18 protein-coding genes and 1 tRNA gene are annotated in these 24,826 nt (G+C 64.5%); 6 read left to right on the top strand and 13 right to left on the bottom strand.

Features of this window, described 5'->3' with window-relative positions; all coding sequences use genetic code 11:
- The 3 genes from ACOEQ1_RS10180 to ACOEQ1_RS10170 all read right to left on the bottom strand — a co-directional run bounded on the left by ACOEQ1_RS10180 (position 1) and on the right by ACOEQ1_RS10170 (position 5,470).
- Entirely contained in the window at positions 1–249 is a 249-nt protein-coding gene (locus tag ACOEQ1_RS10180) for a YtcA family lipoprotein (protein ID WP_419759134.1), read from the bottom strand.
- Positions 250–710: 461 nt separating this feature from the next.
- Positions 711–3,818, bottom strand: coding sequence for an ATP-binding protein (locus tag ACOEQ1_RS10175; protein WP_419759133.1), 3,108 nt, complete (start codon positions 3,816–3,818; stop codon positions 711–713).
- A gap of 26 nt (positions 3,819–3,844) precedes the next feature.
- Positions 3,845–5,470: a LuxR C-terminal-related transcriptional regulator gene (locus tag ACOEQ1_RS10170; RefSeq protein WP_419759132.1), complete on the bottom strand. Its 1,626-nt coding sequence runs from the start codon at positions 5,468–5,470 to the stop codon at positions 3,845–3,847.
- 294 nt (positions 5,471–5,764) lie between these two features.
- Between ACOEQ1_RS10170 and ACOEQ1_RS10165 the strand changes: the two genes are divergently transcribed.
- Positions 5,765–6,199: a MucR family transcriptional regulator gene (locus ACOEQ1_RS10165; protein ID WP_419759131.1), complete on the top strand. Its 435-nt coding sequence runs from the start codon at positions 5,765–5,767 to the stop codon at positions 6,197–6,199.
- Between the two features lie 147 nt (positions 6,200–6,346).
- On the opposite strand, the gene ACOEQ1_RS10160 is transcribed toward ACOEQ1_RS10165, so the two are convergent.
- The 6 genes from ACOEQ1_RS10160 to ACOEQ1_RS10135 all read right to left on the bottom strand — a co-directional run bounded on the left by ACOEQ1_RS10160 (position 6,347) and on the right by ACOEQ1_RS10135 (position 12,636).
- A complete protein-coding gene (locus ACOEQ1_RS10160; RefSeq protein WP_419759130.1) occupies positions 6,347–7,180 on the bottom strand; it encodes a carbohydrate ABC transporter permease in 834 nt (277 codons plus the stop codon).
- 5 nt (positions 7,181–7,185) lie between these two features.
- Positions 7,186–8,109 carry a carbohydrate ABC transporter permease gene (locus ACOEQ1_RS10155; protein ID WP_419759129.1) on the bottom strand — a complete coding sequence of 308 codons (924 nt, stop codon included), beginning with the start codon at positions 8,107–8,109 and terminating at the stop codon, positions 7,186–7,188.
- 6 nt (positions 8,110–8,115) lie between these two features.
- A complete protein-coding gene (locus ACOEQ1_RS10150; RefSeq protein WP_419759128.1) occupies positions 8,116–9,420 on the bottom strand; it encodes an ABC transporter substrate-binding protein in 1,305 nt (434 codons plus the stop codon).
- A 20-nt stretch (positions 9,421–9,440) separates the two neighbouring features.
- Positions 9,441–10,628 (bottom strand): aminotransferase class I/II-fold pyridoxal phosphate-dependent enzyme, encoded by a 1,188-nt coding sequence (locus ACOEQ1_RS10145; RefSeq protein WP_419759127.1) that lies wholly within the window; start codon positions 10,626–10,628, stop codon positions 9,441–9,443.
- Positions 10,621–11,331: a FadR/GntR family transcriptional regulator gene (locus tag ACOEQ1_RS10140; protein ID WP_419760677.1), complete on the bottom strand. Its 711-nt coding sequence runs from the start codon at positions 11,329–11,331 to the stop codon at positions 10,621–10,623. Before ACOEQ1_RS10140 ends, ACOEQ1_RS10145 begins: the two co-directional genes overlap by 8 nt.
- A gap of 468 nt (positions 11,332–11,799) precedes the next feature.
- Positions 11,800–12,636, bottom strand: coding sequence for a phosphoenolpyruvate hydrolase family protein (locus ACOEQ1_RS10135; protein WP_419759126.1), 837 nt, complete (start codon positions 12,634–12,636; stop codon positions 11,800–11,802).
- Positions 12,637–12,944: 308 nt separating this feature from the next.
- Between ACOEQ1_RS10135 and ACOEQ1_RS10130 the strand changes: the two genes are divergently transcribed.
- The 4 genes from ACOEQ1_RS10130 to ACOEQ1_RS10115 all read left to right on the top strand — a co-directional run bounded on the left by ACOEQ1_RS10130 (position 12,945) and on the right by ACOEQ1_RS10115 (position 17,371).
- Positions 12,945–13,520 (top strand): TetR/AcrR family transcriptional regulator, encoded by a 576-nt coding sequence (locus tag ACOEQ1_RS10130; RefSeq protein WP_419759125.1) that lies wholly within the window; start codon positions 12,945–12,947, stop codon positions 13,518–13,520.
- A 263-nt stretch (positions 13,521–13,783) separates the two neighbouring features.
- Positions 13,784–15,343: a sugar ABC transporter ATP-binding protein gene (locus ACOEQ1_RS10125; RefSeq protein WP_419759124.1), complete on the top strand. Its 1,560-nt coding sequence runs from the start codon at positions 13,784–13,786 to the stop codon at positions 15,341–15,343.
- A complete protein-coding gene (locus ACOEQ1_RS10120) occupies positions 15,340–16,356 on the top strand; it encodes an ABC transporter permease (RefSeq protein ID WP_419759123.1) in 1,017 nt (338 codons plus the stop codon). Before ACOEQ1_RS10125 ends, ACOEQ1_RS10120 begins: the two co-directional genes overlap by 4 nt.
- 67 nt (positions 16,357–16,423) lie before the next feature.
- A complete protein-coding gene (locus tag ACOEQ1_RS10115; protein ID WP_419759122.1) occupies positions 16,424–17,371 on the top strand; it encodes a substrate-binding domain-containing protein in 948 nt (315 codons plus the stop codon).
- Between the two features lie 497 nt (positions 17,372–17,868).
- Here the strand turns inward: ACOEQ1_RS10115 and ACOEQ1_RS10110 are convergent, their stop codons facing one another.
- The 4 genes from ACOEQ1_RS10110 to glpX all read right to left on the bottom strand — a co-directional run bounded on the left by ACOEQ1_RS10110 (position 17,869) and on the right by glpX (position 22,637).
- Entirely contained in the window at positions 17,869–18,783 is a 915-nt protein-coding gene (locus ACOEQ1_RS10110; protein ID WP_419759121.1) for an acyltransferase family protein, read from the bottom strand.
- Positions 18,784–19,577: 794 nt separating this feature from the next.
- Positions 19,578–19,653, bottom strand: a tRNA-Glu gene (locus tag ACOEQ1_RS10105).
- A gap of 136 nt (positions 19,654–19,789) precedes the next feature.
- Positions 19,790–21,550 carry a single-stranded-DNA-specific exonuclease RecJ gene (recJ, locus tag ACOEQ1_RS10100; RefSeq protein WP_419759120.1) on the bottom strand — a complete coding sequence of 587 codons (1,761 nt, stop codon included), beginning with the start codon at positions 21,548–21,550 and terminating at the stop codon, positions 19,790–19,792.
- A 100-nt stretch (positions 21,551–21,650) separates the two neighbouring features.
- Positions 21,651–22,637, bottom strand: a complete 987-nt coding sequence (gene glpX / locus ACOEQ1_RS10095; RefSeq protein ID WP_419759119.1) for a class II fructose-bisphosphatase — start codon at positions 22,635–22,637, stop codon at positions 21,651–21,653.
- A gap of 290 nt (positions 22,638–22,927) precedes the next feature.
- Between glpX and ACOEQ1_RS10090 the strand changes: the two genes are divergently transcribed.
- Positions 22,928–24,769: a methyl-accepting chemotaxis protein gene (locus ACOEQ1_RS10090; protein WP_419759118.1), complete on the top strand. Its 1,842-nt coding sequence runs from the start codon at positions 22,928–22,930 to the stop codon at positions 24,767–24,769.
- Positions 24,770–24,826 lie beyond the last annotated feature (57 nt).

Below are 24,826 nucleotides of genomic sequence, written 5' to 3'. Positions count from 1 at the left end.
TCAGTGCCCAAACCAGATCAGCCAGATGAGCAGGGTCATAGCGATCGCGACTGCGATGAAAGTGAGTGCCGGCAGCGGCACGAAGGCTGCGAGCCCGACGGCGCCGAGGACGAGCCGGAGGATGACGGCGGCAGCGATGCCGATCACCGCGCAGAGCATCCAGGCGGGAAAGAACGACCCGAGTATATCCTGGGCGGGTGCCGTGCTGCAGGCGGAGAGCCCCCCGACAAGCGCCAGGTCTGCGACCATCGCCGAGGCTATCCGGGCTGGAGCGGCCTTCGGACGGGCCGCCCGTCTGGCCAAGCTGCCGCAGTCATCGAGGGAGTGGGCTGCCTCCCGCGGCGCAAGATCGTGAAGCCGCACGAGAACTGCACCGAGAACAACAAGCCGGGACAAGGCTGCACCGCAGAAGGTTGATAACGAGCCCACGCAAGAGCGAGAGCGCACCAGAGCGCGAAGAGAACGTTGTTGTATCAAAATCGGCGTGGAGTGCCGGACGGCAGGCTTCGTCATCGGGTGAAGTCTTGCAAATCAAAGCAGCTTTCAATAAAGCCATAGGCGGAATGATACGGTCCCAGCGTGACCGTGATGTTCGGAGACGGGGCTCAGGCTCGAGGGTCCACGCCGGGCAATGGCGCGCGCGCCCGGCCTCAGGCTGATTTCAGCATCGGGCGGGTCTCGGCCCAATCCCCCAGGTGGGGGGGTGACGGTCACGATCGAGGGGATTTAGTCGCTTCCGCTCCAGCTGTCGTGTCACCCACCGCCAGACGCATCGTCCGGGCAAGCGCCTCACGCCGCGGATCGCTGTCTTCGAAGGTATCCAGCAAGGCTAGGCGCGCATGCAGGCTCATCTCCGCTCGCGCCTCTCCTTCGGCCTCATTGCAGAGCGCCCGATGGACAGCCGCAGCCGTCGCATGCAAGCGCCATGTCGCAAGCGGCGTCTCCGAGCCGGGCGCCACAGCCTCCGCTTGTTCGATGGATGCCAGCGCGTCGATGGGCGCCTGTTGCAAAAGTTGCGAGCGTGCAAGTGCGACGAAGGCAAGCCGTCTGAACGTCGGCTCCCGCGACTGCTGTGCTGCCTCTACGAAACGATCGGCCTGCGTTCGCGAGCGTTGTGCGTCGCCCTGGTGCAGAAAGAGGTCCACCATGGCGTGGTCCAGCAACAGCTGCCAGTACCAGTCTAGTTGATGGCGGCTGCGCGCCATGGCGTCCTGGACGGCTGCGTAATGCATTAGAGCCTGGCGCTCGTGACCGAGGCCCATCTCCGCCATCCCCGAGAGAATTCGATGTAGCCTTCCCTCCCGCGTCACGAGCCTGGGAGGCTCGTGCATGTAGTCCGTGTCGGAGGCCCTCTCAGCCGTCTCGCAGTCCTGCAGCGCCGCCTGGAAGTCGCCCAGCGTTATGCGGAGCCACGCCCTGAAGAGCAGCAAGGTTCGGCTGCCGTAGCCATTGCCGTTATCGCGCAGCAGCGCGATGGAGGCATCGAGTTCTTCCGCGCATCGGGCGAACTGGCCGGAGAAGAGGAGTGCCCAGGGCGAGATCAGGCGCGCGATCAGCAGCAGAGCGGGAACGTTCGTCTCAGACCGGGTGATCATGTTGGCGATGACGATCCCGATGTTGTCCTGAACCGTCGCATGCGCCTGCTGGTAGCGGCCGGACAGCACCTGCAGCTGGCTCGCCTGGATGCCGGCCCATGCGGCGATCAGTGCATCGGGACCCGCCTGCAGACGCTCGAGCGCCGTCTCACAATGCGCGGCACGTTCGTCCGACCAGCCCATAACCATGATGAACCCGAGATAGCAGCTTAAGACGGTTCGCGCGCGGGGCTGCCCGGCCGTCTGCCTCGCGCTCCTGCGCAAGGCATCCTCAAAAAGGGCGACGCTCGCTTGCGCGTCGGTCCAGCCGATTGCCTGGGCCAGCCCGATCAGCGCGCGCACTTCGACATCCACGAGGTTTCCCGCCTGCGCCATCGTTGCGAGATCGCGATAAGCCTGTGCCGCCCGCTCGTCACGCATCGAAGCATAGAGCGCAGCGCGGCCTTCCAGGAACTCCATCTCGGCCGCCATCCGCTCGTTCTGCGGCAGGTTGCGGGCAAACGTGCAGCCCAGGTCGAAGATCACCAGGGCGTCGCGGTAGGCCGACCGACGCTTAGCCGTCTGCAGCCCTTCGCGCAGACAATCGAGCGCCCGCACCCACTCTCCTGCGCCGGCGAGATGCTGCGCCAGACGAAAGGCGACCTGCCCTCTCAGTGGCACAGGGTAGAGCGTTTCCAGATCATCCGCGATGGCGAGGTGGAGCTTTCGCCGCCGCAACGGGCCCTGGCGCGCGTAGAACTCGTCGCGGTAGAGCGAATGTTTGAACGCGTAGGTCGCTGTCTCGGTCCCGTCGGGCAAGGTGAGGGGCGTCCGTCTCTCGACGAAGCGCTCTTCCTGGACGAGGGACTCGCTGACATCCTCGAAGGCGACCACGTCCATCTCGCTCGCGCGCGCGGTCATCATCGCGTTGAAGTCGACGCCTGCCACACTCGCCGCTTCCAGCGCGCGCCGCTGCGACGGGTCGAGCTGCATCGCCCGCGCCCAGATTACCTGGGCGAGGCTGGACGGAATTTCCAACCGGATGTCATCGATCGGAACGCTTAGGCTCCAGCCTTCGGCGCTGTGGGTGATCAGCTTCCGCTCGGCAAGATTGTCCAGGATCGTGAAAAGGAAAAGTGGATTGCCGCCCGACTGGTTAACGAGAGCCCTCGCCAACTGCAATGCGCCGACATCGCTCTCCCTTGCGCCAAGGATCTCGGCCACGATGTCCCGGCCAATGGGCGCCAGAACGAGCTCACGACAGAGACCCTGAAGCAGAAGCTCATGGTGCAGACGGCGCACCGGGTGATCCTGACTTGCGGCATCAGCAGGACGGTAGGTGGCGATGACAAGGAAGCGCCCATTGCTGCGCCGCCGGGCGAGAGCTGACAGCACGTCGATCGTCGAATGGTCCGACCAGTGCGCATCCTCCACCATCAGAACTATTGGTCGGCGCTTGGAGATGTTCTCGACCAAGTCGGCAAATTCACGAACCATACGGCTCGCGGTTGAAGTGACGCCGACCGGCGGTGGCACGGCCCTTCCTGCGGCTGAAGGCACGCCCGGCAGTTGGGCGGCCCATGTCGGGGCAATGGTCAAAAGCGCTTCCAGGACGACCTCGCCGTCGACGCCGCGCAGCAGTCGGTTCAGAGCCTCGAGAAGCGGGTAGTGAGGTTCGATCCCGCCGTAGCCTTCAATGCACCGGCCAATCGCGACCAGAACCCCGGGGCGCGCCGCGACCGTGTTGGCAAACAGGTCAAGCAGGGCAGACTTCCCGATGCCCGCTTCGCCGGGCATGAAGACGAGCTGGGGCGTGCGGGCGGTTGCCAACTCAAGCAGGTGGCGGAGGTCGGCGAGCGGCTGTTCGCGACCGTAAATGACGCGGCCTCCATCGCCAGCGCCACGGGCGGCTGCATCTGCCTCGCCACGGCGTGGCGCCGCGATGAACTTGTAGCCGCGGCTGCGGATCGTCCGGATGTAGCGTGGATCGCGCGCCGTGTCGCCAAGCGCCGTCCGGATGGCGAGGATGTGGCCCTTGATGACCTCCGGTTGCACATGCACCTCGGGCCAGAGCGCGTCCAGCAGCTCCTCATGGGAAACGATGCGGCTGCGGTGCTCGGCGAGGTAGCGCAGGACCGAGAAGGCCTTCGGTGTTAGTGGGACCGGGTGATCGGGCTCTCCGGGCGTCGACCGCCATACGCATTGATTAGGCGTGTCGATCCTGAACGGCGGGAACTCGATCATCGATCCTCAGTATTCAGCTTTCTGGCTCAGATGAGGCCGAGATGCTCAGCCTTCTGGACCGCTTCAGTCCGCGATTGCGCGCTCAGCTTAACAAAGATGTGCTTGGCATGCGACTTGACCGTTTCCGGCGAGATCGTCAGCTGTCTCGCTACTCCCTTGGTTGATTCGCCACGCCTGTACAAGCGAAGAATCGTGCATTCCCGGGGGCTGAGGCACCCGCTCGATTTCAGGGACTTCACCAGGCGGCGCTCGCCATCAACTGACCGCCAGCCGCTAAGGATGCTTTCGACATAAAGTCTCAGGTGCTGCCGATCCTCCTCTCCTTCACCAGATTGGTCGAGAAAGCGAGCTAGCAGCCGTCCGATAACAGGGCCTCCATCAATGAAGGATTGGTAGAGGCCGGCGCTGGCTCCCAGATCGAGGCATCGTGCGAGTGTTTCCGAAGCTTCGGCTGTCTCTCCGGTGGCCTCCAGCGCCTCCGCCACGCGAATCGCGAGCCGGAGGGCAAGATAAAGGTCGCCCCCGGCAGCAGCTTCATGGTGCAGCAGCCTCAGGTTTAGAACAATGCCGGCCGATGGTGCGGTGGCGAGGGCGATGCGGGCGCCTGCCAGATGAAGGTGCATATGCACCGCTGGCCGTGCCGGACGGCTGACCGTGTCAGGCGCCAGCCAAGCGACTGTGCGCGCGAGACAGTCCTGGGCTTCGTCGATACGTCCGCAATGCACCAGAACCTCGACGCACTCCTGCACGCATGCGGCGACGAGCCGTTCCCAGCCCCGGCTCCGGCCCAGCGCTTCCCCCTCTCGCAAGATCAGCAGGGCGTAATCCGTGTGCAGGCGGTGGGCCTCCACCTTGGCCAGCAGAATGAACAGGCGGATGGCTGCTTCGGCCGGGCCGGTTGCCTTGAGCACCGACAGGGCTTTGCGGCATGTATCCTCGGCCTCCGGCAAATCACCGCGCTCATAGTGAAGCTGAGCCTGCAGAACCACCGGAAACAAATCCGTCGCAGCGATCCGACGGCGGCGCGCCCGCCTCGTCAAGCTCAGCGCCTGCGATGCCAGGATGCCGGCGACGCCAAGCCGCAGCCGTTGCAACTCGGAGGCGGCCTCGATGCTGCGATCCAGCACAAGAAGATCCGCTCCGCGCGGGCCCGCAACTTCGGTTGCGTGCGCTTTCATTGCGTAGAATGGTCCGAGATGCCCAAGCTTCCAATGGGCCAGCCGGCACAGGATGACGGCGATAGAAGGCCCCGGCGCGGCACCGCGCCCAGGCAACGCGCGTTGAGCGAAGGCAAGAGAAGTTGCAAAATCATCAGTCCATGCCGCAGCCGCCGCGCGGATGATCGTGATCCTAGTCCTAAGCTCCGCCGACAGCGGCGCCTCGACCCCGCTCAGGTCGAGCTCCGCAAGCCTGACGAGGGCGATCGCACCCTCAACATCCAAAGCAAGAAGACGGCCCCAGGCACAGGCAATCCTTCGCCTTATGCTCCTTGCATGGCCGAGGGCGGGACGGCTTTGGGTCACGGCGAGCACCTTGGCCAGCGACACCGTTCTGACGATTGACCTGTCGCCGCACGTCCAGTCTGGAACCGCGCGGTCGGTGCCCGTCTCGGCTGACCGGGAGGCCACGGCTGTGGCACGGCCTGTTATCATGTGGTACGCACTCCCGAGGCGAGATACCGAAGCGCCGCCGTCGGCGGTCGATCACAAGGGCAACCTACGGCAAGCTGCGATCGTGTTCGTGAGGATTGGGTTCTGGTTTGGTATAGTTTTAGTGCTCCTTGTATAATCGCACGATCGCCGACGCCGTTTCGCGGCTAATCAGATTGCTCGTCTCACGCGGGTGACTTCCCCTAACAGGGTGATTGCGATGCCTTGTTCACGACGTAGGGTTGTTGACTGAGCACGCGGCACGTCCTGTAGTCAGCGGCAACCAGCACGAGGACAATGCGACCGCATCACGCGTCGCCGAATAAAGACAACAGCGGCCCCGGCGCGGGCGTCGAAGAGGTGCTCGCGCGTGACCTGACAGGGCTCACCGCGTGGGTGGTCGCCAGCTTTGTCTCTCGCAACCCGATCGCTGCGCAGGATCTTCCTCAGCTCATCAAAGGCGTATTCGCGGCGCTCGCGGAGCTGGAGCCTGATCGCACCGGCCGGCCTTCAAAGCCGAACCCCGCCGTTCCGATCGACCAGTCCGTGACGCACGACTACATCGTGTGTCTTGAGGACGGGCAGCATCTGAAAACTCTGAAGCGGTATCTTTGGCGCAAATACGCACTGTCGCCCGAGCAGTATCGATCGCGTTGGCAGCTGCCGGATGATTACCCGCTCATCGCCCCCGCTTACACGGCTTTACGTTCCCGGCTCGCCCGGCGCAGATGAGCAAGGGGCGTGAAACCGAGTTTTGAGTGCGATCAGGCGGCGACGTTCAGCTGACCGGCGCGGAGGCGCCCATCGATCACGGCGATGCGCGCCTGGAGGACGCGATGGACGCTTAAACGACGGAACCGGAAATGAAGTGACTGCGGTTCAGCCTTTGACGGCTCCGGCGCTCAGCCCAGCGACGAGATAGCGTTGCAGAAGCACGAAGAAAAAACAGGCCGGGATCAGGCCGAGCATCGAGGCCGCCATCATCTGCCCCCAGTCGACATCGAACTTGCCGATAAAGGTCAAGAGACCGACCGCAAAAGTCTTCTCGTTGTCGTCGTCGATCAGCATGAGCGCGAAGAGCAGTTCGCTCCAGGCGGCGGTGAAGACGAAGCCGACGGTGGCCGCCATCCCCGGCAGGGTCAGTGGCAGAATGACGCGCGTCAGGGCTTGCAGCCGGGTGCCTCCATCGATGAGCGCAGCTTCCTCCAGCTCCCGGGGGACCCCATCGCAGAAGGACTGCATGAGAAAGGTGGCGAAAGGAATGTTGAAGGCAACGTAGATGATCACGAGGCCCGTCAGGCTGTTTGTGAGGTGGAGGCTGCCCATGATGCGGTAGATCGGCGGGATGACCATCACGAGCGGAAAGGTCTGGGTGAGGAGCAGCATGAAGGCAACCACCTGCTTGCCGCGAAAGCGGAAGCGCGAGAAGGCATAGCCGGCGGCGGAGGCGATGATGGTCACGGCGAGGGAGGTCGACGCCGAGACCAGCGTGCTGTTGAGGAAGTAGCGGGGGAAGTCGGTGCTTTCTAGCACGCCGAAATAGTTTTGGAGCGTCGCGCGGGCGGGCCAGCCAGTGACCCCCTGTGAATACAGCAGGTCCGTCGGCGTCACCGAAATCTTCAATGTCCAGTAGATCGGGAAAAGCGCGAACACGACGAAGGCGAGCACTGCCGCGTAGAGGCCGATGTCGCTGAGCAGGCGGCGGCGTTTCAAGCGGCTTATCCTTGCGGCAGCAAGCGGCGGCGCATGCCGATCAACACCAGCGCGTAGACAATCAACAGCACCAGAAGCAGCACGGCGACGGCGGAGGCATAGCCCTTGTCCATCGCGCGGAAAGCGCTGACGTAGACGTAGGTGGCGATCGTGTTCGTCGATCCGGCTGGGCCGCCGCCAGTCATGACGAAGATGAGGTCGGCGAAGGTCGCGATCCAGATTGTTCGCAGCATGATGGTGATCGCGATGGTGGGCGCCAGAAACGGGATGGTCAGGCGGGTAAACCTCTGCCACACGCCTGCGCCATCCAGCGCCGCAGCCTCGTAGAGGTCAGTCGGGATGGATTTGAGAGCCGCCAGCAGCGTGATGGCGAAGAACGGCACGCCAAACCACACATTGGCGATGATCGGTCCCCACATCGCCGTGCTGGGGTTGGCCAGGATGTCGCGGGGCTGGGCCTGAAGCCCGATCGCCGCCATCCAAAACGGCAGAGGACCGATCACCGGGTTGAAGAGCCAAGCCCAGGTGAGGCCGGCGAGAAAGCTCGGCACCGCCCAGGGCAGAAAGACGATGGCCTGCACGATCTGCCGGCCGCGGAAGTCCCGGTTTAGAATGAGGGCGAGGCAGAGCCCGAGCCCGAACTGGAAGAACAGGCTGCCGGCGGTCCACCACACCGTGTTGAACAAGGCTTGGCCGAGGGCCGGGTCGTGCAGCATCGTGCGATACTGATCGAGCCCGACATACTCCGAGCGGAAGGCGGTGAAGCGACGGAAGGAGTAGCCGATGCCGACGATCAGCGGCACGAGCAGGACGACGATGAGGATGACGAGAGCAGGGCTTATGTAGAGCCACGGCTCCACCATCCGAGCGACGGACCGGCCCGTCGGGCGGCGGGAGACGCCGCCACGTTCTGCGAGCGAGACGGACATCGTGGCTCAGTCCGCGTTTTTATTGGCCTTGTAGGCCTTCAGCTGCGCCACGAGATAGGCGGCCCACTGATCGGCCACGTCTTTCGCCGTGCGTTGTCCCAGCAAGACCTGCTGGAAGGTCTTGATCGAGATATTGTCATAGAGATCGCCGAAGCCTTCGAGGTAGGTCGGTGGCGTCACCAGATCATACTTCGCCGGATCGTTCAGCTCGGTGAACCAGCCCTTGAACTTGTCAGTCTGGAAATAGGCGTTCTGCTCCGCGTTCTTGTAGATCGGCAGCGTGCCGACGACCTTCGACCAGGAGAGGTTGTTTGCCGGCGAGACCATGAACGAAAGCAGGCTCCATGCTTCGTCCTTGTGCTCGGAGTTGGCAAAGATCGCCCACCCGCCATAGCCGAGCGTCGGGAAGGCCTTACCACTCGGCCCCACGGGAATGGGCGCCACGGCAAAGGCGCTCGGGTCCATCTTGCCGGCAATGCCGATGAGGGCATCGGGATCCTGGTCGAGCATCGCGCAGGTGCCGGAATCAAAGCCCGCGACGATTTCGTTGAAGCCCCAGTTGACGCTGTCGGGGGGCGCCGAACCATCCTTGTACATCGTCTCCAGCAGCTGCAGGCCCTGGATCGCGCCCGGGTCGCTGAGCGTCGAGCTGCCGTCCGCCTTAAAGTAACCGGGCTTGCCGTCCATGGTGTTCATGAACATGGTGATGCCGGAAAAGCCGCCGGGGCCGCCGCGCAGGCAGTAGCCATATTTACCGGGGAGGGCGGAGATCTTCTTGCTGTCTGCGACGAACTCATCCAGCGTCGCTGGTGGCGCCGTCAACCCTGCTTTCGCGAACAGCGTCCGGTTCCAGAACAGACCGCGCACATAGAAGCCGTAGGGAATTTCATACAAGGTGCCGCGCACGGCGGACCCGAATTGCAGCGCGCGGTCGCTCAGATTGGCGAGATCCGGCGTCTTCCTGAGGTAGCTGCCGAGATCGGCCAACTGCGCGTTATTCGCGTAGAGGCCGAGCCAGCGATCCGGCATCTCCACGACGTCCGGCGTGTCGCCGGCCTGGACCATGTTGAGGAACTTCTCGAAAGCCTCACCCCAGGGCAGCGAGGTGAGCTGCACCTTGATGCCGGGATGGCTCGCCTCGAAGGTTGCGAACTCCTGCTGCAGCAGCGCAGTGCGGGCCGGGCTCGGGATCACCTCGACGACCTTGAGCGTCGTATCTGCCCAGACAGGCGGCGTTGCCATGCCAAGGAGCAGCGCGGCTGCGGCCGTCTTGAGCAGCCATCCGGAAATGATGTTTTTTGTTCTGGCCATTCGATCCTCCTCTTTTTTGTTCAGCGGCGGGCTTTGGTGAGGGCTTGTTCGAGATCGGCCCAGAGGATGGCGGGATCCTCCAGTCCGATATGCAACCGGATGAGGCGCGCACTGACGCCGAAGTAGGCCAGCGCGTTGTAGTCGGGTGTCTGCCGCAGCGTCGCCAGGGCCGGCACGACGAGGCTCTCATGGCCGCCCCAACTGACGCCGATGCGAAAGACCTTGAGCGCATCGACGAAGGTCGGCACGTCAATCGTCTCGTTGACCTCGAAGGAGAAGAGGCCGGTCGAGCCGAGGAGCGTCGCCGTGCCGGCATGGTTCGAGAAGCCGGGATGGAAGATGCGGACGATATCGGCGTGATCGCGCAGACGCTCGGCGATGGTCAGCGCGCTCGCCTCATGCCGCGGCAGGCGGAACGGCAGCGTGCGCAACCCGCGCAGGAGCAGCCAGGCCTCAAACGGCGCGAGTTTCGCGCCGAACATCGAAAAGGTGTTCTGGTTGATTTGGCCCACGAGTTCGGCGCTGCCGGCAACCACGCCCGCCACTGTGTCCGAGTGCCCGCCGATATATTTGGAGGCCGAATGCAGCGACAGGTCGATGCCATGCGCGAGAGGCTGCTGAAACAGCGGTGTCGCCCAAGAGTTGTCGATGATCGTAATCACCCCCTCGGCGCGGGCGAGTGCTGCGAGGCGCGGCAGATCCTGCAGCTCGAACACCATAGAGCTTGGGCTCTCGAGATAGAGGACCCGCGCGCCAGGCAACCGCGCGGCCACAGCCTCCACCTCGGTTGCATCGACATACTCGACCGTAATGCCGAAGCGCGGGAGCAGCCTTTGGAAGAGCCGGAAGGTGTCGCCGTAGATATGCCGCGTCGAGAGGATGCGGTCGCCGCGCTGCAGGAAGGCAAGCAAGGTTGCGCTGATCGCGCCCATGCCGGAGGAGAAGGCGCGTGCCTCTGCCGCACCTTCCAAACCGGCTATGCGTTTTTCAAATTCCATGACCGTCGGGTTGTCCCCACGGCTGTAGACGGGGCGGCGTGTGCGGCCGCTGAAGGCATCCTCCATCTCGCCATAGCTGCGAAAGGTGAACAGCGACGTCTGGTAGATCGGCGGCACGACAGGGTCGAAGGGCAGGTTGCCGTCATGCGCCAGATAGGTCGCGGCGCGCTCCAGAACCGCCGCGCGATCGAGCTTCGGGATGTCAGACATTGGCTTCTCCCTTGGTCGCACCGCGCAGGAGGTCGCCGCGAACGGTCTCGAGTAGTTTCAGGGTTTCCTGCCGTGCTTCACCGGCGTCGCCACGCGCGATCGCCTCCACCACCGTGCGGTGGAACGGGAAACTCGCATGGCCAAAATCGGTGATGCCAAGCGGCTGCTCCCAGAATCGGTGCATGAGGTCGCGCATGGCGTCGAGCATCTGCGTGATCAACGGATTGGAAGCCGTCTCGATGATCGACCGGTGAAAGGCCCAGTCCGCTTCGGCCGAGATGGTGACGTCCCCGAAGAACACAGGCTCCATCGCCTCAAGACGAGCGCGGATGACGGCGATCTGCGCTGCGGAGGCGCGTTCGGCACAGATGGCGGCGGCCTCCGCCTCCAGGGCGCGGCGCACTTCCAGCATGTGCAGCAGGCTCGGCAGATCCGACCCGTCCAGGGTCAGCGGCAGATGCAGGCTGTCGGGCGAGATGGAGCGGAGCAGATAGGTCCCGGAGCCCTTCCGCATGCTGACGATGCCGAGGCTTTCCCAGCGCTTCAGCGCCTCGCGGATGGTGCCGCGACTGACGGCGAGTTTCTCGGCGAGCATGCGCTCCGTCGGCAGGCGCTCGCCTGGCTGGAGGCTGACCGAGGCGGTAAACGCGGCAAGCGCCTTCAGAACGGCCTGGTCGCGAGTTTGCGTCTCGATCGGGCCCATGCTGGACAACTACGTTTCCATCTTTAATTGGTCCGACAACCCGACCAAAGCAGAATTGTGGTGGAGACGTCAATGGGAGGTGGCGCATCTTTTGAGGCAGCCGGAAGGGCCGTTCGATGACGGGTTGTCGGGCAGAAGGTTGAGTAGAGCCTGACGCTAGCCGAGGACCAGGAAGCTCGGGCGCCGGCGCGATAGCCGGACCCGGAAGCGCCATACGCTGTTCGGCGCCTTTACCGTTGGCGCGCCTCGGATCCGCATGTGCCCATGCAGATGTCCGGCGACATCCGGGAGGGCAGCGGTGAGCGGATGAGCATTAAGTTCGGCATCCCCACCTGGATATCGCCTCTGCGGATGCTTGAAGAAATGGGTGTTGCCGCGGCACAGGTCGCCGACATCGTCCTTGCCAGATGCAAGGCAACGGTCGGAGCAAAGTCACATTGGCGGGCCAGCCTCCGAACCAGAGAAGCTCTATCTGCCAAAGCTTATGTTTTTAAAATCGGACGCTTGTTTCGTGATTGCCGATTCAGCTGGGAGTCGCTCCAACGAGCTTGCTCCGTAGAAGCCATGGCAAACGTCCGCGCGCCGCAGCACATATTCGGCATCCGCCGGCATGGCGATCGGCCCGCCATGGCAAAGCACGATGCTATCGTTGCGCACGCACCGCGCGGCAGCCGCGATCACGTTGATCTCCTCGACGCACTGGTCGAGGGACTTTCCGGTTTTGGCGCCAATTACGCCGCCCGTAGTCACGCCCATATGCGCCACGATGATGTCCGCCCCGGCCTTGACCATTGCGGCGGCCTCGTCCGCATTGAAGACGTACGGCGTGGTGAGTAGGTCAAGCGCATGCGCTGCGGCGATCATATCAACCTCAAGGCCGAAGCCCATTCCGGTTTCTTCAAAGCTCACGCGCATCGAGCCGTCAAACAAACCGACGGTAGGGAAATTCTGGACGCCTGAGAAGCCCATCTGCTTCAGCTCAGCGAGGAATTGCGGCATTAGGATGAATGGGTCGGTGCCGTTCACACCAGCGAGGACGGGGGTGTTTCGCACCACGGGCAGAACCTCGACCGCCATTTCCCGCACAATCTCGTTGGCGTTGCCGTATGCCAGCAAGCCGGCGGCCGAGCCACGCCCAGCCATGCGGTATCGACCCGAGTTATAGATGACAATGAGATCGATTCCGCCGGCTTCTTCACACTTGGCCGAAAGTCCCGTTCCGGCCCCGCCGCCGACGATGGGGATACGCTGGTCGATCATGACGCGGAGCTTCTGGAGGATCGATGCGCGAGCAATGGCAGGCATGGTCAGTCTATCCTGATTACGGGTTCGGAAAGGGCTCGGTTATGAGTGCGTGGAAGGACGCGCAGCCATAGAATGCGATTGGGCGGTGTTGCAGCGCAACGAGAAGCCAGGCTTTTGGCCTTCTGGCAGGCTTCATGCCTTTCCACGATCTGTGACATTGCCTGACAGCCCCCCCGTATTTGAAGCACAAAAAGACCGTTGATCTTAATTTGAGACGTGCGTATCATAATGACATGACTGTCTCACGCAGGCAAGTAACAGCTGTCGCTGCCGAAGCGCGAGGCGCCCGCGCCCGGACCATGCGGCTCATGCTTGAGACGGCAATCGAGCTGATGCAGAGCGGTGAGAATCCGTCGGTCAGTGATGTCGCAGAAGCAGCGGGCGTTTCCCGCGCCACGTCGTACCGTTATTTCCCCAGTCAGGCTGCCTTGGTCGATGCTGTCGTCGATGCGGCTCTCGGGCCGATCCTGGACTGGCAGCCCAAAACCGTTCAGGCCGATGAACTCGTGGCCGATCTGATGCGCCTGTCGCTGCGCCGTATCGGCGAGTTCGAAGCGACCTTCCGCGCCGCACTGCGGCTGTCGCTCGACCACTGGGCGAAGAGCAAGGCGGGCACGCTGGGCGCCGAGGCCGTCATCAGCCGCGGCCATCGCGTGAGCCTGCTGCAACAGGCGGTGGCGCCGCTGCGGCACAAGGCGGCCGAGCAGGACCTGGACCGCTTGACCAAGGGGCTATCGCTCGTGTTCGGCATCGAAGCCTTTGTCGTTCTCAAAGACATCTGGGGGATGAAGCAAGAAGACGTCGAGGAGATCATCAACTGGGTGGCGCAAGTCCTGATCTCCGCCGTCGCAGACAAGGCTGGCACAACACTGACATCCGCCTAGGCGGATGCCGTCTATGGGAGCAAAGCCGCCGGACGGTGAATGATGCGGCTTGCTGACGCACTTGGGGCTGACCCCCGGGATGAGCGGCAGGTTGATACGGGAGAGGACTTGCCACTATCCGTCCACGGGCGGTTGAAGGCATCGGGAGGAGAACGAATGCACGATCGGCCGATAACGGCTCTGAACGCCCGCACTGCGGCGAGCGACCTTAGCTGCGAGCAAAGCGCCTGCGCGGATCGGCCCGCGGGCCAGCCGAGGCGCGCTTGAGCGGCGCCTCCCTCCTCGCCGGGCCGGGCGACGGGCGCGCGCTGGAGGCTGTTGGCCTCGCCAAATCCTTCGGGCCGGTGCAGGTTTTGCACGACCTGTCGCTCGACGTCCGGGCGGGCGAGGTGCATGCGATCATCGGCGAGAACGGCGCCGGCAAGTCGACGCTGATGAAGCTCTTCGCGGGCCACCTGCAGCCTTCCGCGGGCGAGATCAGAATGGACGGCAAGCGGGTGAGCCTGCCGAACCCCGTCGTTGCGGAGTCACTGGGGATTGCACTCGTCCACCAGGAAATCCTGCTGGCGCCGGACCTCACGGTCGCGCAAAATCTCTATCTCGGCCGGGAGCTCCGCCGTGGCGTGATGATGAACGACCGCGTGATGCGCGCGCGGGCGCGGGCGGCTATGGCGGATCTCGGCGCCGACATCGACCCCGACGCGGTGGTGCGCCGGCTGTCGATCGCGCAGCGGCAGCTGGTGCAGATCGGGCGTGTGCTGCTGGTGCCGCATCGCGTGGTGATCTTCGACGAGCCGACCGCATCGCTGACGCCGTTCGAGACCGACGCGCTGCTGCGGATCGTGCAGAGCATTCGCGATAAAGGGGCGGCCGTCCTCTACATCTCGCACCGGCTGCCCGAGGTGAAGACGATTTCCGACCGCATCAGCGTGCTGCGGGACGGGCGGCTGGTCGCGACGCAGCCGGCGCACGAGATGGAGCCCGTGGACATGGCGCGCCGCATGGTCGGGCGCGACATCGCGAAGCTCTATCCCGACCGCGTCCACAACAGCGCCGAAACCGTGGTGCTCGAGGTGCGGGACTTCACCGTGCCGAACTACGCGCGGGGGGCGAGCTTCACGCTGAGGCGCGGCGAGATTCTGGGCTTCGCGGGTCTGGTGGGCGCGGGACGCACCGAGCTGATGGAGGGCGTGGTCGGGTTGCGGCCGGGCCGGGGCCACGTTCGCCTGAACGGGGAGGTGGTGCATTTCCCGACGGTGAGCGACAGCCTGAAGGCCGGCATCGTCTATCTGAGCGAGGACCGCAAAGGAAAGGGCCTCCTCCTCGATCGCAATCTGCAGGTCAACCTCACCCTCGCCTCGCTGTCGCGCTTCATGCGCGGGGTCGGCATCAACCAGGCGGCGGAAGCCGCCGCTCTCAACAAGGCGATCGGCGATTTCGAGATCCGCACGGGCCGCAAGGACATTCTGGCGGGGCAGCTCTCCGGCGGCAATCAGCAGAAGCTGTTGCTGGCGAAGATGATGATGCTCGACCCGAAGATCGTCATCATCGACGAGCCGACGCGCGGCATCGACATCGGCGCGAAGCAGCAGATCTACAACTTCGTCGCCGGGCTCGCGCGCGAGGGCCGGTCCATCATCGTCGTCTCCTCCGAGATGCCCGAGCTGATCGGGCTATGCGACCGCATCCTGGTGATGCGCGCTGGCCAAATCGTGGGCGAGGTGACGGGCGAGCGCATGACTGAAACAGACATCGTGGTCCTGGCAACCGGCGCGGACGGAAAATCGGCCGCCAGAATGACCTCGCGGGGAGAGGCTGCATGAGTGGGGAAAGCGTTGCACAGGATGCGGGCGGCCGCGGGCGCATCCGCCGGCCGGCGAGCCTCGATCTGAGGGCGGTCGCGCCCTTCGTCGCGCTCGCCTTGCTGCTCGTCCTCGGCGCGGTGTCGAGCGACCGCTTCCTGACCTTGGGCAATATGCTGAATGTCGCGACGCAGAGCGCCTTCATCGCCATCATCGCGGTGGGCGCGACCTTCGTCATCACCGCCGGCGGGCTCGACCTCTCGGTGGGCTCGATGGTCGCATTCGTCGCGAGCCTCATGATCCTTTTTCTCAACACCGGCCTCATCGCGAGCCCGGCGCTGTTCCTTCTCGTCGCGGTCGCGATGGCGATGGCGATGGGGGCTGCCTGCGGCTTCGGCAACGGCATCATCATCACCAAGGGCGGCATCGAGCCCTTCATCGCGACGCTCGGCACCATGGGCATCTTCCGCGGGCTGACGACCTGGCTTTCGCAGGGCGGCGCGATCTCGCTGAATTCGATGGACATGCAGAACATCCTGCGCCCGGTCTATTTCGGCAACGTGGCCGGCGTGCCCGTTCCAGTCATCATGATCTTCGTCGTGGCCGGCATCGGCGCCTTCCTGCTCAACCGCACCGGCTACGGGCGGCACGTGGCGGCCGTTGGCTCGAACGAGGACGTGGCGCGCTATTCCGGCATCTCGGTCAGCCGCGTTCGCATCATCACCTATGTGCTGCAAGGTCTCTGCGTCTCGATCGCCGTCATCCTCTACGTGCCGCGCCTCGGCTCGACCACGGCCACGACCGGCCTCATGTGGGAGCTGCAGGCGATCACCGCCGTGATCATCGGCGGCACCGCGCTGACGGGCGGCGTCGGCCGGATATGGGGCTCGATCTGCGGCGCCTTCATCCTCGAGATCGTCGGCAACATCATGGTCCTGTCGAATTACGCCAGCGAGTATCTGATCGGCGCGATTCAGGGGACGATCATCATCATCGCGATGCTGGTGCAGCGCTCGCTGATCCGGAAGTCGTGATGGGGAGACCGAGCGGAGCAGGACTTTCGGTTGCAAGAACAAACCTGCGTCAGTGGAGAGAGAGAGCATGAGAAAGAGACTTATGGCCTGCGCGGTCGCGGCTATGGCCGTCACGGCCACGGGCCACGCCAGGGCCGCGAGCTACACGCTCGGCGTGTCGGTGCCGACGGCGGACCACGGCTGGGCCGGCGGCATCATCTTCCAGGCCGAGCGGGTGGCGAAGCTGCTCGAGGCCGAGCATCCGGGGCTGCGGGTCATCGTTAAGACCTCTGCCGATCCGGTCAGTCAGGCCAACGCGCTGGAGGATCTCACGACCGAGGGCATGGATGCGCTCGTCATCCTGCCGATCGACCCCAACCCGCTGGTCAATGCGATCAAGGAGGTGAAGTCCCACGGGACCTTTGTCGGCTTGGTTGACCGGTCGCCATCGGTGAACGACAGCACGGTGCGCAACTTCTACATCGCGGGCGACAATTACGGCCTCGGCGCCGCTGCGGGCGAATACATCAAGGCGCACAACCCGGACGCGAAGGTCGCGGTGATCCGCGGTCTGCCGATCCCGATCGACCAGGAGCGGCAGAACGGCTTCGACAATGCCATCAAGGGCAGCAACATCGACATCCTGGCGAAGCAGTACGGCAACTGGAGCCGCGACGACGCCTTCAAGGTGATGCAGGACTACCTCACCAAGTTCCAGCACATCGATGTCGTGTGGTGTCAGGACGACGATATGGGGGTTGGCGTTCTTCAAGCAATCAAGCAGTCGAAGCGCACCGACATTAAATACATTATCGGTGGCGCTGGGTCGAAGCAGTTCATCAAGAAGGTGATGGACGATGACAAGATGGTGCCTGTCGACATCCTCTACCCGGACACTATGGTGGCGACTGCCATGGAGATCACCGTCGCGCATCTCTACGACAAGGTGACGGTTGCGGGGACCTACAAATTGGATGCCACGTTGGTCACGCCTCAAAACGCTAAAGACTACTACTTCCCCGATTCGCCGTTCTGAAATTTGAAGATTCTATCGGCTCCGCACGTGCGGAGCCGATACGCAACGATTCTCGGAAGATTGGGTCAGAAGAATGCGCCAAGCGCATAAAGAACAGGATAGACAACCTTGCTCGTGGGATGGTCGGCATGCCACGCGAGGCACCGATACTTATCCGGATGGACGGGCGGCTCTACCGGCTTTCGGGCGTGGCGCCCATATCGTGCGGGACATTCCCGGAACGTCGAGCGAGCCGCCCATGGCGACGAACCAGGGCGTATACACTATCGTGCTTGAAGCCGGGGATGAGGTGGGGATTTAAGGCGCGCTCGGCTCAGCGGCAATGGACGTGCGACGCCGCCCCAGCCACCCGCGTATGGCCCGCCGTGAGGGGCGCTCCACAAATCGGAACGCGAGCGCGGCAAGGGCGATGACTGCGGCGAGCGTGATCACGCAAGCCACCGGCCACGACAGCCACCGCGACAGAGCCGGCGTCCACTGAGCCACCGGCCAGTGGATTAGGTAGATGGCATAGGACCATTGGCCGAGCGCATAGGGCACCCTGGCCCCAAGGGCGCGCGCGAGTGGGGAGGTGTCGGTACAAATCTGAGGATGAGCAGGGGGAACAGCACGACGATCGCGACATCGGCGTCAGGCACCAACCAGAGCGCGGTGAGTGCTCCGAGGAGCGCAAGATCCATGCCCAGACCTCGTTGGGCCGCGGCAATCCTCAACGACACGCGATACGCGACGAGCCCCAGCATAAAGCCGGCGAGGCACCGGATGAGCGGCCACGCCGGCGCATTGCCTGAGAAGATGTTGAGGAGTCCGGCACCCCGGGTGCTGTTCGGCACGATGCAGAGTGCGATCAGCGCGACCACGCTGGCAGCAGCGGCTGCGTAGCTGGCGGTTCGCGACCGGAAGAGGGCAATTGACACCAAGACCGGGAAAAGCAGATAGGCCGCAGCCTCGGTGCTGATGGACCAAGCGGGGGCCAGCAGGTTGTCGCCACATCCGGCGCACGCCCAGCCAGCGCCGAGATTCTGCACCATCAGCGCGTCGCTGAGGAGAGCACGTCCGGGTTCAATGAAGCCGTGAAAGACGTAGTGGACTTGCAGAAAGGCAACCACGGTCGCGATCAGGTAGAGCGGATAGACCCTGGCGAACCGAGCGCCGAGGAACTTGCCATAGGCCGCGCGGGTCATCACCGGCCTGAAAAGGCGAGCGTAGGTCAGCGCCATCACGAACCCAGACAGAACGAAGAACAGGTCAACGGCTAGGTAGCCGTGAGCAAGCAATCGGGTCGGCGGCTTGGAGAAGGCGACATGGAAGAGGTCGAAGTGGTAGAGAACCACAAGAACCGCGGCAACGCCCCTGATCCCGGTGAGTGCGCGAATCTCGCCCGTTGCCCGAGCAGTGGTAGCATCAGGCATTGAGCCTCGCCCTCTTGTTGTTCGCCTATTGCGCGACCGCCCATGAGGGTCAAGCTGTCCAAGATGCTGACGAGAGAAGGATAGTTCCGACCGTCTGACGTTTCCGAATGATGACTCCACAAGGCCTGCGTTGCCGCCATAGGCTCCCTTACGCCGCCGTTAGAGCGGCTACTCAGGGAGGGCTACGATGCGGAGCGCTATTCTTGGTGGGTTTGGCTTGATGCTGTCGGCGACGATGTGCCTGGCACACGGCTACGGGGGTCATGGGGCGCACGGATGCCACGGCGGATACGGCCGGGGATACGCCTCCCGGGGCACCGCTTCTAGAGAAGCGCGGGATGAGCGGGCTGTGGAGCGCGCGCAGGAAGCCGTGAATCGTGCCGAAGCCCGGTATTCCAAAGCGATTGGCAGGTTCAACGACCAGCGAGAACTCGCCGCGGCTGAGAATGTTGGCGCTGCGGAAGCCGCCGCGGAGAAGGCCGGGACGTTCAGCCCGTAGGATTCACAAACGGGCGGGGATGGCTGCGATTTGTAGCCATCTTTGACGCATGGCGATCAGGCAGGCAGAAGCCGGCCAATGGGGCGCAAGAAGTTATAGGCTGATAGGATTCTGGCCGTTCTGGCGAGGGAACACTTGAGCGCATCGCCGGCGTTTTGCGCGACGGAGAAGACCGGACGGAGTTTGTGCGCAAAGCAACCGAGCAGGAGATTAACCGTCGTAGTGTTCCCCTGTCGTAGTGTTCCTCTTGGGACCACTACCGAAAACTGAACCTCGCCGAACTTGGGGAACAGGCTGGTATCCCGTACGAGATTCGAACTCGTGTTACCGCCGTGAAAGGGCGGTGTCCTAGGCCTCTAGACGAACGGGACGAGCAACTCCTACCGCACCGCAGATAAACGGCACGCCAGGGCGTGCTGGGTAGCCGAGCCTCGGTTCCGAATCAACCCCGGAACCGGCAATCCACCCTCGCAAACCTGCCCGCCTAGCCCCACGCACGGCCGCACCTCAGCCGTAGGCCGCGTCCTGCACCATGAAGCTGGCGCTGACGGTTCCGTTCCACTCCTCGGCCCGCAGATAACCCGCAAGGTGCAGAGGCCGCCGCCCCGGGTCGAGCATAGCCTCCGCCAACGCGCCGGTTTTCGCCCGGAACAGCACCGCCTTGAGCCGGCCGCCATCCTCGCCCTCCAGAAATGCCCGCACGGTCGCGCTGTCCTTCCCGACCCGCTCGGCCCGGCTCACCCTTGCATAGCTCAGCACCAGGAGCGGCTCGTCGTTGCCCTGGCCGAAGGGGGCCAGCCGCGCCAGATGCTCGGCCACCGGCACCGTCGCCCCGCGTACCGTCAGCACGCCGTCCACCGCCAGAGCAGCCGCGCCCGGCATGGCGGATGCCGCCGCCAGCCGCTCGTCGAGGAAGGCGTGCAGCGCCGGCACGCTCGCCTCGGCCAAGGTGAAGCCCGCCGCCATCGCGTGCCCGCCGCCGCGCTCGAGCAAGCCCTGCTGACGCGCCGCCAGAACCGCGGCGCCGAGGTCCAGCCCCGGCACGGATCGTCCGGAACCCGTCGCCCGGCCGTCGGCGATCGCCATGACGCAGGCGGGGCGGTTGAACTTCTCCTTAAGCCGGCCCGCGACGATGCCGACCACGCCGGCATGCCAGCCGGCTCCGCCCACCAGCAGCACGGCATGCCCCGCCGCCACCTGCGCCTCGGCCAGCCGCATCGCCTCATCCATGACGCCGAGTTCGATCTGCTGGCGCTGGCGGTTCACGCTGTCGAGGATCTCGGCGATCTCGCGCGCTTCCTCGGCATCCTCGGTGAGCAGCAGCCGCAACCCGAGGCCCGCATCGGCCACGCGGCCGCCGGCGTTGATGCGCGGCCCGAGGGCGAACCCGCAGGTGACGGTCGAGGGCACGCCCTTCGCCTGTGCCACCTCCAGCAGCGCCACGATCCCCGGCCTCGCCCCGCGCGCCATCACGCGCAGCCCCTGGCCGACGAAGGCGCGGTTGAGCCCGGTCAGCGGCATCACGTCGCAAACCGTTGCCAGCGCCACGAGGTCGAGCAGGGCCATCAGATCGGGCTCGGCGCGCTCCGGCCCGAAGACGCCGTCGCGCCGCAGATGGCGCAGCAATGCCACTGCGGTGAGGAAGGCGATCCCGGTGGCGCAGAGCATCCCCTGGCCCGAGGCGCAATCAAGCCGGTTCGGGTTGACCGTCGCCAGAACCGGGGGGGGCGGCCCTTCCGCCTTGTGGTGGTCGAGCACGATGACTTCCGCGCGCCCGGTGAGGCACGGAAAGGTCTCATGCGCCGCGGTGCCGCAGTCGACGCAGATGATCAACGTCGCGCCCTTGTCCGCGAGGCCGCACAGCGCCGGCGCGTTGGGGCCGTAGCCTTCCGTCGCTCGGTCGGGGATGTGGGTATGGACCACGAGGCCCAGCCCCCGCAGCAACTGCGTCACCAGTGCCGCCGAGCAGGCCCCGTCCACGTCGTAGTCGCCGAAGACGCCGACGGTTTCGCCCTCGCGCACGGCGCGCGCCATCCGGGCCGCCGCCACGTCCATGTCGATGAGGGTCGAGGGGTCGGGCAGCAGGGCGCGCAGCGTCGGCGTGAGGTAGTGCGTGGCCTGCTCGATCCCGATGCCGCGCAGCGCCAGCAGGCGGCCGACGATCTCCGGCACGTCGAGGCGCTGGGCGATGCCGAGGCCCAGCTGCGATGCGGTTTCGGCGCTATTGACCCGCCACAGCCATCGACGGCCGCCGAGGCTGCGCTCCACCCCCAGAACCGCGTCAGGCGGCTCCGGCTCCGGCTCCGGCCGGGAGGCGAGGGCGCTCAGCGTCCTAGGCCCGGGACCAGTGTTTGCCCGTCCCGTGCGCTCACGCGCGGGACCAATGCTTAATGGTGAAGTCGTGATGTGCTTCCACGAAACGGACAGTGCCGGATTTGCTCCGCATTACGACCGAGTGGGTTACCGCGCCGTTGCCCTCGCTGCGCAGCACGCCGCGGAGCATCGGCCCGGTGGTCACGCCGGTTGCGGCGAACATCACGTCGCCACCGGCAATTTCGTGGATGCCGTATTTGCGGTGCGGGTCGGTGAGGCCCATGCCGCGGGCGCGCTCGATCTGGCTGTCGTCCTCGAACAGCAGGCGGCACTGCATCTGGGCGTTGACGCAGCGGAGCGCCGCCGCCGCGATCACGCCTTCGGGCGCGCCGCCGGAGCCGAGGTAGATGTCGACCCCGCCCTCGGGTCTGCTGGTGGCAATGCAGCCGGCCACGTCGCCCGCCGAGATGAGCATGATGCGCGCGCCCGCCCGCCGGCACTCGGCCACGATCTCATCGTGCCGCTCGCGGTCCAGCAGGCAGACGACGAGGTCCGAGACATCCACTTTCTTCGCGCGCGCCAGATTGCGGAGATTTTCGGCGGTCGGCGCGTCGAGGTCGACCACGCCCTGCGGCAGGCCGGGACCGACGGCGATCTTCTGCATGTAGATGTCGGGCGCGTGGAGGAAGCGGCCCTTGTCGGCCAGCGCGATGACCGCCATGCCGTTCGCCGCGCCCTTGGCGACGATTTCGGTGCCTTCGAGCGGATCGACGGCGATATCCATCTCAGGGCCGCCCTGGCCGACCTTCTCGCCGATGTAGAGCATGGGCGCCTCATCCATCTCGCCCTCGCCGATGACGACGGTGCCGGAGATGGAGACGCTGTCGAAGGCATGACGCATGGCCTCGACGGCCGCGCCGTCGGCGGCGTTCTTGTTGCCGCGGCCGGTCCACTGTGCGGCGGCGATGGCAGCCGCCTCGGTGACGCGCACGAGTTCGAGGGCGAGGTTGCGGTCGGAATGCTGCGGGGTCTGGAGGGCCATGGGTGTCCTCGTGTTCTGGTCCGTGGGGCGGCGATGCGAGAGCCTACCCCAGGCGCGCCCGATTCGGAACCGAGGCTCGCTCTCGTGCGCCGCCCGGAGCCAGCCTCAGCGGATGGGCACCGCGGCCTCGCTATGATCGGCCGGCACGCTTGTCCGGTTCAAAGCGCCGGTTGGCCAACACGATCAAGGGTTCGTTAATTTCTATGGTTTATCGGGAGACGACCGTCCGCATGCGCGCAGAAGGGCCTACTGCCCGGGAAACTGCGCAGTCCGAACGGCAAGGACCCAGCATGTTCTCTCGTGTTTCGATCACGCGGCAGCTTATCCTGATATCGTGCCTCGGCGTGTTACTGGCGATCAGCGGCATGGCTGTGGCGCTGAACCAAAGCTACGGCCGGTCTGTTTCAGACCGACAGGCGGAGGTTGAGCGGATTGTCGAAGTTGGTGTCTCCGTTGCAGAATCCTTCGTGCAGGAAGCAAAAGACGGCACCTTGACGACCGCAGAGGCACAGCGGCGCGCGCTCCATGCCCTTGCCACGACCCGCTATGACGGGAAGAATTACTACTTCGTTATGACATATGGATCGATGGTGCTTGTGCACCCCAACAAGAAGCTGGTGGGCACCAACTGCGCCAACTACAAGGACCCTTATGGCACGGTCGTCTTTCAGCCGATGATCCTCGCCGCGGCTGCAGGGAAGCCGGCTTTCCACCATTATTATTTTCCAAAGACTGCTGGCGCCAAGCCGGAACCCAAAATCTCTTACGCAATGGCCGTGCCGGAATGGCAGTGGGTCATCGGGACGGGGCTCTATGTCAGCGATCTCAACGCTGAGCTGGCGACGAGCGCGATCCATCTTGCCTGGATTTTCGTCCCGCTTCTGCTCGGGCTCATCGCGTTAAGTTTTCTCATCTGCAAATCGGTTTCAAAGCTCGTTGCGGCGCTTTCGAAGACCATGCGGAACCTGGCGGACGGCGATCTGGACGTAAGGATCGCGGGCCTCGATCGCACGGACGAGCTTGGCGCGATGGCGGGCGCCGTGCAGGTGTTCAAGGACAACGCCATGGAACGGCGAAAGCTCGAACTGGCCGCCGCGGAGTTTCACAACGAACTGGATACCAAACTTAGGGACGTGGCAGCCCGCTTCGAGGCCTCCGGCCTTGACCAGCGCCTGGTGGTTGGGGCGCTGGCGAAGGCCTTGATCAGTTTCGCCAATGGCGATCTGACGTGGCGGATCACCGAATGGTTCAGCAACGACTTCAAAGGGTTGCGGATGGATTTCAACCAGGCCTCAGCCAAGATGGACGGGACCATTCGCCGTGTCATGATCAGTACCCGCACGGTGGAAACGAACATCAATGCCATGCAGGAAGTTTCCGCCGACCTGGCAGCGCGGACCGAGAAGCAGGCCAACCAGTTGAAAAGTGCCGCCGCGACCTTGAACGACATCACGGGAACGGTCGGCAAGACCTCCGGGAATGCCGGTAGTGCGGCGAAACTGGCGGCGGCGGCGCATGCGGATGCCACCGCCTCGGGCAGCGTGGTGCGCGATACGGTAGAGGCGATGGCGGGCATCGAGAAATCATCCGAACGCATCTCCGCCATCATCGGCCTGATCGACGAGATTGCGTTTCAGACAAATCTGCTGGCGCTCAATGCGGGGATCGAGGCGGCGCGGGCGGGTGATGCCGGTCGGGGTTTTGCGGTCGTGGCAACCGAAGTGCGAGCGCTGGCCAAGCGATCCGCGGATGCCGCCAAGGAGATCAAGATTATCATCTCCGAATCCAGCGACCAGGTTGGGAAGGGCGCTCAACTTGTGGAGGAAACCGGCAGGACGTTGCACCGCATCACCGGCCAGATCAGCCAGTTGACGGATCTGGTGGGCGATATTGCCGCTTCGGCGCAGCAGCAGGCGACTGCCCTGGCTCAGGTCAACATGACGGTCAGCCAGATGGATCAGGTAACGCAGCAGAATCTCGGCATTGTCGAGCAGGCGGCGGCCGAGAGTTCGAGCCTGCGCTTGGAGGCGTTCGCGCTGAGCGGCTTGGTGAGCGAATTCAAGATCACAGATCCCGAACAAGAGACGCCGGCGCGTCCGGCGGAACGCGCTTTGGCCGCTCTGCCCGCATAGGCAAGCGGGGAGATCTGGCAGGCCGGTCGAGCGTGCGAATGGGGTCAGGCGTTCGGA

It is taken from the genome of Acidisoma sp. (assembly GCF_965199065.1).
GTDB lineage: Bacteria > Pseudomonadota > Alphaproteobacteria > Acetobacterales > Acetobacteraceae > Acidisoma.
This window is presented reverse-complemented; position numbering and strand designations above follow the sequence as displayed.